The organism is Nocardia sp. NPDC058658, assembly GCF_042716665.1.
Taxonomy (GTDB): domain Bacteria; phylum Actinomycetota; class Actinomycetes; order Mycobacteriales; family Mycobacteriaceae; genus Nocardia.
In genome coordinates this window covers 81,296-93,644 of the sequence record NZ_JBHXRR010000007.1, presented here as the reverse complement: position 1 = coordinate 93,644, position 12,349 = coordinate 81,296, and the positions used below count along the sequence as shown (strand labels likewise).

13 protein-coding genes are annotated in these 12,349 nt (G+C 68.5%); 7 read left to right on the top strand and 6 right to left on the bottom strand.

Translation table 11 applies throughout. The features are described 5' to 3' along the window. Positions 1–398 precede the first annotated feature (398 nt). Both ACFWUP_RS13555 and ACFWUP_RS13550 read left to right on the top strand, forming a co-directional pair. Entirely contained in the window at positions 399–1,043 is a 645-nt protein-coding gene (locus ACFWUP_RS13555; protein WP_379233961.1) for a LysE family translocator, read from the top strand. A 177-nt stretch (positions 1,044–1,220) separates the two neighbouring features. Then, the gene (locus ACFWUP_RS13550; RefSeq protein WP_379233959.1) at positions 1,221–1,910 is read left to right on the top strand and encodes a trimeric intracellular cation channel family protein; all 690 of its coding nucleotides are present in this window, start codon (positions 1,221–1,223) and stop codon (positions 1,908–1,910) included. A 111-nt stretch (positions 1,911–2,021) separates the two neighbouring features. Here the strand turns inward: ACFWUP_RS13550 and ACFWUP_RS13545 are convergent, their stop codons facing one another. Then, on the bottom strand, positions 2,022–3,200 hold the full coding sequence (locus ACFWUP_RS13545) for a pyridoxal phosphate-dependent aminotransferase (RefSeq protein WP_379233957.1): 1,179 nt from the start codon (positions 3,198–3,200) through the stop codon (positions 2,022–2,024). Positions 3,201–3,372: 172 nt separating this feature from the next. Here ACFWUP_RS13545 and ACFWUP_RS13540 point away from each other — a divergent pair, with 172 nt between their 5' ends. After that, positions 3,373–3,588, top strand: coding sequence for a hypothetical protein (locus ACFWUP_RS13540; protein WP_379233955.1), 216 nt, complete (start codon positions 3,373–3,375; stop codon positions 3,586–3,588). Positions 3,589–3,661: 73 nt separating this feature from the next. Here the strand turns inward: ACFWUP_RS13540 and sigJ are convergent, their stop codons facing one another. Then, positions 3,662–4,555 (bottom strand): RNA polymerase sigma factor SigJ, encoded by an 894-nt coding sequence (gene sigJ, locus ACFWUP_RS13535; RefSeq protein ID WP_379233953.1) that lies wholly within the window; start codon positions 4,553–4,555, stop codon positions 3,662–3,664. Positions 4,556–4,660: 105 nt separating this feature from the next. On the opposite strand from sigJ, the gene ACFWUP_RS13530 reads away from it, so the two are divergent. The 3 genes from ACFWUP_RS13530 to ACFWUP_RS13520 are packed head-to-tail and all read left to right on the top strand — an operon-like array spanning position 4,661 to position 5,639. Beyond that, complete coding sequence (locus tag ACFWUP_RS13530) at positions 4,661–4,843, top strand: hypothetical protein (RefSeq protein WP_379233951.1); 183 nt, start codon at positions 4,661–4,663, stop codon at positions 4,841–4,843. Next, the gene (locus tag ACFWUP_RS13525) at positions 4,843–5,094 is read left to right on the top strand and encodes a GNAT family N-acetyltransferase (protein WP_379233949.1); all 252 of its coding nucleotides are present in this window, start codon (positions 4,843–4,845) and stop codon (positions 5,092–5,094) included. The genes ACFWUP_RS13530 and ACFWUP_RS13525 overlap by 1 nt, the downstream gene beginning before the upstream one ends. Positions 5,095–5,117: 23 nt before the next feature. Then, positions 5,118–5,639 carry an SAM-dependent methyltransferase gene (locus ACFWUP_RS13520; RefSeq protein ID WP_379233947.1) on the top strand — a complete coding sequence of 174 codons (522 nt, stop codon included), beginning with the start codon at positions 5,118–5,120 and terminating at the stop codon, positions 5,637–5,639. A gap of 209 nt (positions 5,640–5,848) precedes the next feature. Here the strand turns inward: ACFWUP_RS13520 and ACFWUP_RS13515 are convergent, their stop codons facing one another. Continuing rightward, positions 5,849–8,926 carry an ATP-dependent RNA helicase gene (locus ACFWUP_RS13515; protein WP_379233945.1) on the bottom strand — a complete coding sequence of 1,026 codons (3,078 nt, stop codon included), beginning with the start codon at positions 8,924–8,926 and terminating at the stop codon, positions 5,849–5,851. A 301-nt stretch (positions 8,927–9,227) separates the two neighbouring features. Continuing rightward, positions 9,228–10,316, bottom strand: coding sequence for a 3-deoxy-7-phosphoheptulonate synthase (locus ACFWUP_RS13510; protein ID WP_379233943.1), 1,089 nt, complete (start codon positions 10,314–10,316; stop codon positions 9,228–9,230). Between the two features lie 301 nt (positions 10,317–10,617). On the opposite strand from ACFWUP_RS13510, the gene ACFWUP_RS13505 reads away from it, so the two are divergent. After that, positions 10,618–10,794: an NAD(P)H-binding protein gene (locus ACFWUP_RS13505; RefSeq protein WP_379234204.1), complete on the top strand. Its 177-nt coding sequence runs from the start codon at positions 10,618–10,620 to the stop codon at positions 10,792–10,794. A gap of 129 nt (positions 10,795–10,923) precedes the next feature. Here the strand turns inward: ACFWUP_RS13505 and ACFWUP_RS13500 are convergent, their stop codons facing one another. Both ACFWUP_RS13500 and ACFWUP_RS13495 read right to left on the bottom strand, forming a co-directional pair. Next, positions 10,924–11,394 carry a carboxymuconolactone decarboxylase family protein gene (locus tag ACFWUP_RS13500; protein WP_379233941.1) on the bottom strand — a complete coding sequence of 157 codons (471 nt, stop codon included), beginning with the start codon at positions 11,392–11,394 and terminating at the stop codon, positions 10,924–10,926. 87 nt (positions 11,395–11,481) lie between these two features. Next, the gene (locus tag ACFWUP_RS13495) at positions 11,482–12,345 is read right to left on the bottom strand and encodes an oxidoreductase (RefSeq protein ID WP_379233939.1); all 864 of its coding nucleotides are present in this window, start codon (positions 12,343–12,345) and stop codon (positions 11,482–11,484) included. Positions 12,346–12,349: the final 4 nt, after the last annotated feature.

Here is a 12,349-nt window from a genome sequence, read left to right as displayed (position 1 = left end):
GCCGCAGGTTCGGGGCCTGCTCACCCCTCGATTGAACGCTCGACACTCGAACCCGCACTTCGAGCGCTCAATCGAGGGGCGGCCCCGAACGGCACGGCGGACGCGCCTGGGGCTTGGACTTGGTGCGAGCCTCGTCGGATTCGTCCGGCGGGGCGGCTTTGCCAATTGTACGGACTTGGTCCGACAAGGCCTGGTCGGCGAGATCCGCACCGAATCGGTCGTCGCGCCGACGGTGGGATCGGCCGACGAAGGGCCACGCTGCGCGCCCACTACTCGCCGAAACGGTCGAAATCGCGACCGTTTGCCCGAAGAATGTCCGCCTGGCGTGGTTTCCTCCGGGGCCAGCACCTGCCGACTGGCCCGCGACAAGGCCGCACCGACAGGGGCAAACTCGGTACATGCTTCAGACGACGGCGGTTCTCGGGGTCGCGGCGGCGGCGCTCGGCATGGTGCTCACGCCGGGGCCGAACATGATGTATCTGGTCTCGCGCACCGTCGCGCAGGGGCGTCGGGCGGGGATGATTTCGCTGCTGGGGGTGGCGGCCGGGTTCGGGGTGTATCTGCTGGCGGCCGCAGCCGGGATCACGGCGGTGTTCGCTGTGGTGCCCGGTCTGTATCTGGCGGTGAAGCTGGCTGGGGCCGCGTATCTGCTGTGGCTGGCCTGGCAGGCGATCCGGCCGGGTGGGGTGTCGGTGTTCGCGCCCGCCGAGTTGCCGCACGATCCCGCGCGACGGCTGTTCATGATGGGCTTGGCCACCAACCTGCTCAATCCGAAGATCGCGATCATGTACCTGGCGCTGATCCCCCAGTTCGTCGACCCCGAGCGCGGTGCGCTGTGGTTGCAGAGCCTGTCGCTGGGCGCGGTCCAGATCGCGATCGCCCTCACCGTCAACGCCATGATCGTCCTCGGCGCGGCGGGCCTGGCCGGATTCCTCACCGCCCGCCCGCTCTGGCTGCGCACCCAGCGCTACGTCATGGGCACCGCCCTCGGCACCATCGCCGTCCTCCTCGCCACCGATCGAGCCCGGCCCACCCCCGCCTGAGCGCGCTCGGCGGCGTCATTGTCACGCCGCCCGTCTCCTTGCTCGGCGACCCGGTGGACATCTCCGACCGCGGGACCGTGTCGGTCACCATTCGCCAGGTCACGCGGTCGCGTGGTTTGCTTCGCCGCCCTCGCCCGGGCACGCTGCTGGGGACGTCGGGGTCTGGAGGAAATAGCGGTGAGTGTCGAAGTGCTGGTGGCGGCGGTCGCGGCGGGGCCGTCGGTGACCCAGTTGGACTCCGCCGTGAACGCGGTGCATCGCAGCGGCGAGCTGCTCGGCGTCATCTCGTTCGCGGCGTCGGGGGCGCTGGTGGCGGTGCGCAAACGGCTCGATCTGTTCGGGATGGTCGTGCTGGCGTGTGCGACCGCGCTCGGTGGCGGCATCGTGCGCGACCTGTTGATCGGGCGAACTCCCCCGGCCGCGTTCACGGACCTGACCTTCCTGTGCGCGTCGATGGTGACCGCGCTGGTGCTGTACTTCATCGCGCCTTCGCGGCGGCTCACCAAGGGACCGCTCGAAATCGCCGATGCGATCGGGCTCGGGCTGTTCTGTGTGACCGGGACCGTGATCGCGGATTCGGCCGGACTCGGTGCGCCCACCGCCGCCCTGCTCGGCATGACGACCGCCATCGGGGGCGGGGTGATTCGCGATGTGCTCAGTGGCGAGGTGCCCAGCGTTCTGCGACCGGACCAGGATCTCTATGCGATCCCGGCGCTGTTCGGGGCGGCCGCTACTGCCGCACTGCTGCACTTCGATGTGTACGAAGCGTGGACCGGGCTGCTTGCTGCGGCGGGGGCAGTGGGGTTCCGGCTGCTGGCACGGCACTATCAGTGGCATGCGCCGTTGGCCCGGCACGCGCGTGACTGACCGGGTAAAACCGGGCCCGGGTCGGCTGGACCTTGCTGTGTTTGTTGGAGCGCTGACGCGCTCGAGTCGGGGCCCTTCGGGTAGGGACATATCAGGATCACCGGGCCTGGGTCAGGGTGCGGTGACGCCAGCTCGGAGGCGGCGTACTCCCTCGTCGATTGTCTCTTCGCGTTTGCTGAAGGTGAAGCGCACCAGGTGTTTCCAGTCTTCGGGGTGGTCGGCGAAGACGCTGACCGGGACTGCGGCTACTCCGAGTCTCTCGGGGAGTTCGCGGCAGAATGTCAGGCCGTCCTGGGCGTCGAGGGGGCGGATGTCGGCGCAGACGAAGTAGCCGCCGTCGCTGGCCGATACTTTGAAGCCGGTGTCGCGCAACGCCTCCGAGAGGCGGACTCGCTTGTCCGCCAGTTCGTCACGCTGCGCGTGCACCCAGTCGAGTTCCTCGTTGATCGCGTACGCGACGGCAGGCTGGAACGGGCCGCCTCCGACGAAGGTGAGGAACTGCTTGGCCGTGAGCACGCCGTTGAGCAGTGGCGCAGGCGTGCAGGCCCAACCGATCTTCCAACCGGTGACATTGAAAGTCTTTGCCGCACTGGACACCACGATGGTTCGCTCACGCATTCCCGGCAGCGTGGAGATGCTGATGTGCTCGGCGCCGTCGTAGACCAAGTGCTCGTAGACCTCGTCGGTCAACACCAACAGATCGTGTTCGATGGCCAGTTCCGCGATGGCGGCGAGGTCGGCGCGGTCGAGCACCGCCCCGGTGGGGTTGTGTGGCGAATTGACCATCAGCATGCGGGTTTTCGGGGTGATGGCGGCGCGCAGACTGTCCAGGTCGAGCACGAATCGGTCGCCGTCGGGCACCAGGCGAGCCGTCCGCCGCTGCGCACCGGCGAGCGCGATCGCGGCGGCGTAGGAGTCGTAGTACGGCTCGATCAGCACCACTTCCTGACCGGGTTCCACCAGCCCGAGCACGGCGGCGCTGATCGCTTCGGTCGCGCCGACGGTCACCAGGATTTCGGTGGCCGGGTCGTAGACGGTGCCGTAGCGGCGAGCGCGGTCGTCGGCGATCGCCTGACGCAGCACCGGCATGCCGCGGCCGGGCGGGTACTGGTTGAGGCCGTCGGCGATGGCCGCGCGTGCGACCTCGAGCATGCCCGTCGGCCCGTCGGAATCGGGAAATCCCTGCCCCAGATTCACCGCGTCGTGACGGACGGCCAGCTCGGTCATCTCGGCGAAGATGGTCGATCCGAACGGGCGCAGGCGGGCGACGGTGGGCGGCACAGGCGACATCCTCGCAGCGTATCCCACCCTTCGGCAGCGTTGCCGAACGATAGCGAACACGCATGTTTCACAAACGTTTTCCCATGTTGACCTGCGCTATTGTGCGTTTCCCCAACCTCAGCTAGCCTCGCGGTGTTCTACCTCACACCACGACGAAGTGGTATATCGAAAGGGGCGCTCCATGGCCTCACCTCTGCTCGACTTCATCCTGCAACCGGCTGCGTCGGAGGTAGCCGGTTCGGCCCTGCGATTCATCCAGGAACAGTTATTCGGCAGCCCGATCGTCGACCTGTTCACCGGTTCGACCACGCCGGACAACAACATGGGCTCCTCGACCGGCGACCACAATCTCGGATCGTCGACCGGCGACCACAACTGGGGCTCCACCTACCCATAAACCGGCCGCTACGCCGATCGGTCTCGTGCTGTGAAGCACCGCTGATCTCGCAGCCCTTTTCGGTGCTGCGAGATCAGCGGAGGCGCGCGCCTGACAGTTTCGCGACATTGGCGAAATCGTAAGTCGCCCAAATCTTTCCATCTCGCACCGCGAAGGCGAGTACGCGCAACGGTCGCCCGAACGGCGAGTTCGGATCGGTGAACACCAGCCCCGACTGCCCGTTGACCGTGGCGGCACCGATATCGAGCCCAGACCCTTCCTGGTACTTGCTCCACAGACCGAGCGCCAGCCGGGCGACTTTCTCTTGTCCGGCAACGATATCCAGCGCGGTCTTGGTGGTGCCACCCGCATCGGCCGTGAACGTCGTGTCCGGATGCAGCGTCGCTGCCACCGCGGCGACATCGCCGGTTGCCAGCGCCGCGAGAAACCGTCGCACCGCCTGATCGTGGACATCGTCGGCGACCGGCTCCGGCGCTCGGGCCACCGCCCGGCGCGCCCGCACCGCCAATTGCCTTGCCGCATCAGCGGAAACACCGAGGATCTCGGCGATCTCGGCGAACGGTACGTCCAGCCCCTCGTGCAGCACCAGCGTCACTCGCTGCTGTGGTGTCAACACGTCGAGCACCACCATCGCCGCCATCCGGCTGTCCTGATCGCGGACCACCACGTCCAAGGGATCAGGTGTACGCGACGGTGTCGAGACGATCGGTTCCGGAAGCCACTGCCCCACATAGGTTTCGCGGCGCACAGCCGCACTTCGCAAGTGGTCGAGGCAGATTCGGCTGACCACCGTCGTCAGCCAGGCGCGCAGATCATCGATCTCGGACTGGTGCACCCCCGCCATCCGCAGCCAGCTCTCCTGCACCGCGTCCTCGGCGTCGCTGACACTTCCGGTGAGCCGGTAGGCGACCGAAAGCAGGTGTGTTCGATGCGATTCGAACAAGTCGGCGAGAAACGGGGAAACCATCGAGCCAGATCCTACGGAGTGCCCCACCGCGCTCCGCCGCACGGGTCGACCGCGACGCCGTGAAAATGCGGCGAGAATTTCGGCGCAGGCTGTCACGATGATCGGATGTACGAGCACACGCTCACCGACGGCACGGTCTGGCTCACCCGCCCGAACGGGGCCGATATCGACCGGATCGTCGAGTGCGTTCAGGACCCCGGCGTGCAGCGCTGGACCACGATCCCCGTCCCCTATCACCGGTCCGATGCCGAGGAATTCCTCGACCGTGTGGTCGCGGCCGCGGTCTGATGTCGCGTGCGATCGCCCTGGTCTGCGACTTCGGATTCGACCCCGAGGGTCTCGCGCTGGATCGGATCATGTGGCGGGCGATCGTCGGCAATTTCGCTTCGGCTGGCGCCGTGCGCCGCAACGGCTTTCACTATGAGGGCTTGGCGCGCTCAGGTGGGATCCAGCGCGGAGCCCGCGTCGACGAGTGGGTCGCGGCCCGGCTGCCGACCGATCCCGTCGGCATTGTCGACGGGTGGCCGGGACTGGCGTAATCGATCGATGTCACCATCGATCCATGAGAGGGCCTGAGGCGCGGTTCGACTGGTTCGCCGACACCATGGGGGTGCGGGCGGGAGAGCGTGTGCTCGAACTGGGGCCCGGTTCCGGCGCCTCGCTACAGCGCATCGCGGCCGGGCTCGGCGATGGGCGGATAGTCGGGGTCGACCGTTCGGCCACCGCGATCGCGCGGGCAGGTCGACGCTGCGCCACCGAGATTGCCGACGGCCGGGTTCGCCTGGTCGAGGGCGAAATCGGCAAGCTAGAGGCCGCCCGGTTGCTCGACGCCGGCGCCCGCTTCGACCTGATCTTCGCCGTCAACGTCAACCTGTTCTGGACCGGCCCCGCGACCGCCGCCTGGTCCACCGTGCGCGAATGCCTCGCCCCCACCGGCCGCTTCTGGCTCTGCTACGGCTACGGCACCCCCGGCCCGACCCCGCCCACCGACAAACTCACCGAACGCTTCGCCGCCGCGGGCTTCCGCTGCACTGTCACCACCGCGAACAACCTCCTTGCCGCCCGAGCGACACCGATCCGCTGAGCGCGAGGAATACGCCCGGTGCGGGTGCGTCAGCGGGCGTCGCCGCGGAGTCGGGCGCTGCCGACCGCGATCGTCAGGGGACTTCCTTCTCGGCGATGCCTTACTGGTGACCATCCGCCCAGCGTTGACAGCGGCGCACTGCCGACGATCGGCGGCCGGTATCGCGATGGGGCCTTCGGGCCAGGCGTGTTCGGGATTGCGGCCGACAGTCAGGGTCGGCGGTCGGCGGCTCGGCGGGCGGTGCCTCGGTGGGCGGGGATGGTGGTGGGGTCCTCGGGCCAGGCGTGCTTGGGGTAGCGGCCTCGCAGGTCGGAGCGGACCTGGGACCAGCCGTTTTGCCAGAAGGAAGCAAGGTCGGCGGTGACGGCTACGGGGCGTTGGGCCGGGGAGAGGAGGTGGAGCAGGATCGTGGCGCGACCGTCGGCGAGGGTGGGCGGGGTGGTCCAGCCGAAGATCTCCTGGACTTTGACCGCGAGGACCGGCTGGTCGGCGGAGTAGTCGAGGCGGACGCGACTGCCGGAGGGGACCTCGAGGCGTTCGGGGGCCAGTTCGTCGAGGCGGGCGGCGGCGGGCCACGGGAGCAGGCGGCGAAGGGCGGTGCCCGCGTCGATGCGGGCGAGGTCGGAACGTCTTCGTGCCGTGGACAATTCGGGACCGAGCCAGGAGTCGAGATCGGTGAGGAGCGACTCGTCGTCGACGGCGGGCCACGGTGCGCCGAGTGTGCGGTGCAGGAAGTCGAGGCGTTGACGCAGGTTGCGGGCGTCATCGTGCCACCGCAGCAGGCTCAGTCCTTCTGTCTGAAGTCCTTGCCGCACAGCCCGTTCCACCAGCTGCGGATCCGGCTGTCGTATCGCCTGCTCCGACAAGACGATCGCGCCGAGCCGTTCCACCCGCCGAGCCACCACATCCCCGCCGTCCCACCGCACCTCGTCGGCCACCACCACCAACCCCGGTGCGGCCTCCCGAGCGAGTTCTTCATCGGCGATGGCCGCCAACCTGATTCGCCCCTCGGCCCGCCCGGGATCCCGATCAGCCACCGCCACCGCAAGCCACTCCGCCGCGGCCAATCCCGAACCCGGCGGCAGTGTCACCGCGGTGCCGCCGGCCATCAAATAGGTAGATGACCCGCTCGCCCGCCGACGTGCCAACCGCTCCGGCTGCGCCAGTGCGATCAACAGTGCGGCGACATCCGTTCCGAACCGGGCCTCGTCACCGCCGGTGACACGCTCCCGTCCGCCACGGGCACCCGCCACCGAGCCGCCGTGAACCCCAGCCCGTTCCCGCGAATCGGGGTGACCGATACCTGACCGCCTCTCCACACCACCGACATCCGGCCGGTCGGAACGCTCCGCACCGGACGAAGCATCCGTCCGCACATCGCTGACAGATCGTTGGTCACCACCTGCCGAAACATCCGCCCGCGCACCGCCAGCACCTGGTCGGTCCCCACCTGACGAGTCGTCCTTCCGCGCCCTGCTGACGTGTGGCTGATCACGGCTGTCGTCTGCGGTGGCGCTCGCGACGAGGCGCGTCAGGCGTTGGACTTCGCGGGTCCAGCGGGGTGGGCGTTCGGTGCGGAGGGTGCGCAGGGCCGCGGCCGCGTCGACGGTGTTGGCGAGGGAATCGTCGTCCATCAGGACCACCATTTCGGCGGCGGCTTTCGCGCCGACTCGGGCGGCGCCGTCGAGGAGGGCGCGGGCGAGGCGGGGGTGCAGGCCGAGGGCGGCCATGTCTTTGCCGCGCGGGGTGATGCGGTCGGCGTCGTCGAGTGCGCCGAGGGCGCGCAGGACGGTGTGGGCCATGGCGAGGCCGCCTTGTGGTGGGGCGTCCCACCAGGCGAGGCCGGTTCCGTCGGGGGTGCCCCAGCAGGCCAATTCCAGTGCGAGACGGGTGAGTTCGGCGGTGCGGATCTCGGGTTCGGGGTAGGCGGGCAGGGTTTGGTGTTCGTATTCGGGCCAGCAGCGCCAGGCGTGGCCGGGGGCTTCGCGGCCCGCGCGACCAGCGCGTTGCTCGGCGACGGCGGCCGAAACACGCACTGTCGCAAGGCCGGACAGTCCGCGGCGGTGATCGACCCGAGAGACGCGAGACAATCCGGAGTCGACGACAGCGCGTACGCCGGGGACTGTCAGGCTGGATTCAGCTACAGCAGTGGACAATACGACTCGCCGCCGCGCCCCAGGCCGAAGTGCGAGATCCTGAGCCGCGCCGGCGAGCCTGCCGTGCAGCGGGACCACATCGACATCGTCGAGGTCACGCAGTAACCCTGCCGTGCGGTTGATCTCGCCGACACCGGGCAGGAAGACGAGCACATCGCCGTCGATAGTGGCCAGCGCGCTACGGGTAGCCCGCGCGACCTGTGCCTCGATCCGCTCGCGAGGCAACGCAGGCACATAGTCGACCTGAACCGGATAGGCCCGCCCCCGAACTTCCAGCACCGGAGCCCGCGAACCGTCGATCACCGGCGAGCCGACAGCCCTCGCAACCGTCGCCGAACCAACCCCGGCCCCCACAGCCAAGCCCGTCCCCTCGCCTACTCCCGCACCTGCTTCCGCGTCCGACCTCGAATCAACGCCGGACCCCGAGCCCACAACCGCGTCCGGTGACGAATACACACCGGTCCCCACAGCAGAGCCCGGCATCCCGGCATCCCCTCCCGAACCCACGACCATGCCCGACCCCGGGTCCGCGCCCGCGCCTGCCGCTGCGTGCGATGCCGGATCAACGCCAGACCCTGCGGCGAAGCCCAGTTCCGCGTCTACGCGCATACCCGACCCGAGCAGTTGGGCCAGGCGGTCCGCCGCCACCGTCGCCGAGGTGGCCAGTACTCGCAGGTCCGGCCGCAACCCGGATCGTGCGTCGAGCAGCAACGCCAGCAGCAGGTCCGCATCCAGGTGCCGCTCGTGACATTCGTCGAGCACCACCGTCCCCACCCCGGCCAACTCCGGATCGCTCTGCAGCCGCCGCACCAACAACCCCGAGGTCACCACCTCGATCCGCGTCCGCGCGCCCACCTTCCGATCCCCGCGCACCGAGTACCCCACGGTCTCGCCCACCCGCTCCCCGAGCAACGCCGCCATTCGCGCCGCCGCCGCCCGCGCGGCCAACCGCCGAGGCTCGGCCACCACGATCCGCCCCGACGACCCCGCCGCCAAAGCCAACGGCACCAACGTCGTTTTGCCTGTTCCAGGCGGCGCGACGAGCACAGCGACACCGTGCTCGGCCAACGTGCCGACGATCTCGCCCAGCGCGGGCCGCACCGGCAGGTCGGGCAGATCAGGCAGCTTCATCCCCACCAGTCTCCCCGACCGACCCCATCGACCCCGCACTGGACAGTTGATCACCATGCTGTGGTGGCGTTCCGAGCGCCGAAATACTTACCTGAGAGCGTGGTGATCACTCGTCCAGAAGGGGCGTCATCGTCGCCACGCCGGGGACCGGGGTGCTGTTCACGTTGGCGGCTGGGCCTTCCCGGGGGACGAGGGCGAGTGCGATCGTCGCACTCGCGGGGCGCCTCGCGGTGCAGAACCAATAGGACTTCGGACAGCAATGCGGGCCCCGGAATCCGAGGCCCGCATGTGCAGTCGAAATCTACCCGCGACGCTTCGCCACGGCTTCGGCCAGGCGGTCGAGTTGGGTGGCGGTGGTGTTCCAGTCGATGCACGCGTCGGTGATGGACTGGCCGTAGGTGAGCTCGTCGGCCTTGCCGAGGGTGAGGTTTTGACGACCCGCGACGAGGAACGACTCCAGCATCACGCCGACCACGCCCTGCTCGCCGCCGGCGATGCGGTCGGCGATGTCGGTAACGACGTCGACCTGCTTGTTGTGGTCCTTGTTGCTGTTGCCGTGGCTGGCGTCGATCACCAGGCGCTGAGCCAGCGAGGACTTCTCCAGGCGGAGTTTGGCCTCGGCGCAGGAGGCGGCGTCGAAGTTGGTGCCGTTGCTGCCGCCGCGCAGGATGACGTGGCAGTCGGGGTTGCCCGAGGTGCGGATCAGCGCGGAGCGGCCGTCGAGGTCGGTGCCGGGGAAGACGTGACTCGCTGCCGCGGCACGCACACCGTCGACTGCCACCTGCACGTCACCGTCGGTGCCGTTCTTGATACCGACCGGCATCGACAGCGCAGACGACAGCTGGCGGTGCACCTGGCTGGCGGCGGTGCGAGCACCGATCGCGCCGTAGGAGACCAGGTCGGCGATGTACTGCGGGGTGATCGGGTCGAGGAATTCACACGCGACGGGCAGGCCGAGGGCGGTGATGTCGACGAGCACCTTGCGGCCGATGCCGAGGCCGGTGTTCACGTCGAACGAACCGTCCAGGTGCGGATCGTTGATCAGACCCTTCCAGCCCAGGGTGGTGCGCGGCTTCTCGAAGTACACGCGCATCACGATGTGCAGCCGGTCGCTCAGCTCGGCGGCCTTGTCGGCCAGCTTGCGGGCGTATTCCAGCGCGGCGGCGGGGTCGTGCACCGAGCACGGGCCGACGATCACCATGAGGCGGTCGTCGTCACCGTTGAGCACGTCGACGGTGGCTTTGCGACCCGAGCGAACGGTGTCGGCGAGCTCGTCGGTGATCTGGTGGACCAGACGGACCTCGGCGGGCGAGCGCAGGGGGCTCACGCTCAGGGTGCGCTGGTCGTCAAGGTCGGAATGCCGCGAGTCGACATCGGCTGCGGTGGTCATGAGATGTGGGTCCTTTGCGTTAGGAGGCCGACCCACGGAAATCGCTACCGTCGAGCCGGGCGTTATCCGGCTCGAGGTGGAGGAAGTCAGCGCGCAGGGTCGCAGACCGGCCCACCCAGGGCCGGATAGCTAAACCAAAAATATGCGCGCTGCATGCCGTGGACTGTACCACCGGTGAAACGTCGCAGGGTCGGCCATGGTTGCCCGGAGTGTGGACCGTCACACCGAGACCGAGCTTGACCTCAACCTTGCTCGAGCTCCTAGCTTCGTGGTCGAGGAAAGGAAATCGACTGTGGCAGCAATGGTTACGGGCGCGACCGGCAATACCGGCCGCCAGGTGGTACGCGAACTCGTCAGCCGGGGCGAGCAGGTCAGGGCGGCGACCCCCGATGCCCATTCGGCCCGCGCGCTCCTCGGCCCCGAGGTGGAACTGTTCACCGGAACGCACAACATTCCATCGACGCTCGACGATGCCTGACACGGCATCGACCGGCTGCACGTGCCAGTGACCAACGGACTCGCCGACGTCGGTGCCGAGTTGATCGGCAAGGCGGTCGACGCGGGCGTGCAGCGCATCACCGCGGTGATCACTCGTCCAGTAGCCGTGTCAGCCCCACTGGCCGGGGACGTAGTCGCCTGCGGGGGTGTGGGCGACGGCGTTGAGGCGGTTCCAGGCGTTGATCAGGGCGATGGCGGCGATCAGGGCGGCGATCTGGTCGTCGTCGTAGTGCTTGCGGACCTGGTCGAAAGTGTCGTCGCTGACGTGGCCGCCGTCGGCGGTGCGGGTCGCCTCCTCGGTGAGGGCGAGGGCGGCCCGTTCGGCCTCGGTGAAGACATTCGTCTCACGCCAGGCGGCGACCAGGTTGATTCGCACCGAGGTCTCGCCCGCGTGCGCGGCGTCCTTGGTGTGCATGTCGACGCAGTAGCTGCAGCCGTTGATCTGCGAGGCCCTGATCTTGACCAGTTCGTAGGTGGACTTGGGCAGTGGTGAATCGTCGATCACCTTGCCCGCCATGACCATTCGCTTGCTGAAGCTCGCGGTGATGGCGTTGCCGTAGAGGTCGAAGCGCGCTTCCATGATGACTCCTTCGTCGTGGGTTTCTACTGAGACGACGAGGTAGCCGTTGGCGGTGTGACATCAGCCGATGTGATGCCTGTCACCGAATCAGAGGAGGCCGCAGAGCTTCTCGGAGAGCTCCCACAATTCGGCCGCGACCTTGCGATCCCTGGCCGCGGGCGCGGTCCCGGCCGGGGCGGGGTTGCCGTGCAGGCCGAGGTAACCGTCGGGCCCGTAGAACGCGCCGGGCACCACGTCGGCGGTGGCGGCGAACAGCGTGGGCAGGGCGCCCTGGTCGGCGTTCTGGGCGAACACACGGTTACCCAGCCACATGATCGTGTCCTGGACGGACTCGGTGTGCGACATGAGTTCGGTCGCGGCGTAACCGGGGTGCGCGGCCACCGAGATCACCGCCGAGCCCTCACCGGCCAGCCGACGCTGAAGTTCGGTGGCGAACATCAGGTTGGCCAGTTTGGACTGACCGTAGGCGCGCCAGCGGTCGTAGCGGCGCTGCTCCCAGTTGGGATCGGCCAGATTGATCTTGCCGATGCGGTGCGCGACGCTCGAGACGGTGACCACGCGATCGGTGACGCGGTCGAGCAGCAGGTTGGTGAGCGCGAAGTGGCCGAGATGGTTTGTGCCGAACTGCATTTCGAAGCCGTCGGCGGTGCGGCGCAGTGGTAGCGCCATCACCCCCGCGTTGTTGATCAGCACGTCGACGCGCTCGATCTCATCGGTGAAGGAGCGCACCGAATTCAGGTTCGCCAGGTCGAGTTCGCGCACTTCGGTTTCGCCGGGCAGGCCCGCCGCTACCCGCTCGGCCTTGGCGGTATCCCGGCAGGCCAAGATCACTCGCGCGCCCGCCACGGACAGCGCCCGCGCGGTGGCGGCACCGAGACCACTGTTGGCACCGGTGACGATGACGATGCGGCCGGTCTGGTCGGGCAGGTCTGCGGTACTCCACTTGCTCACTGGC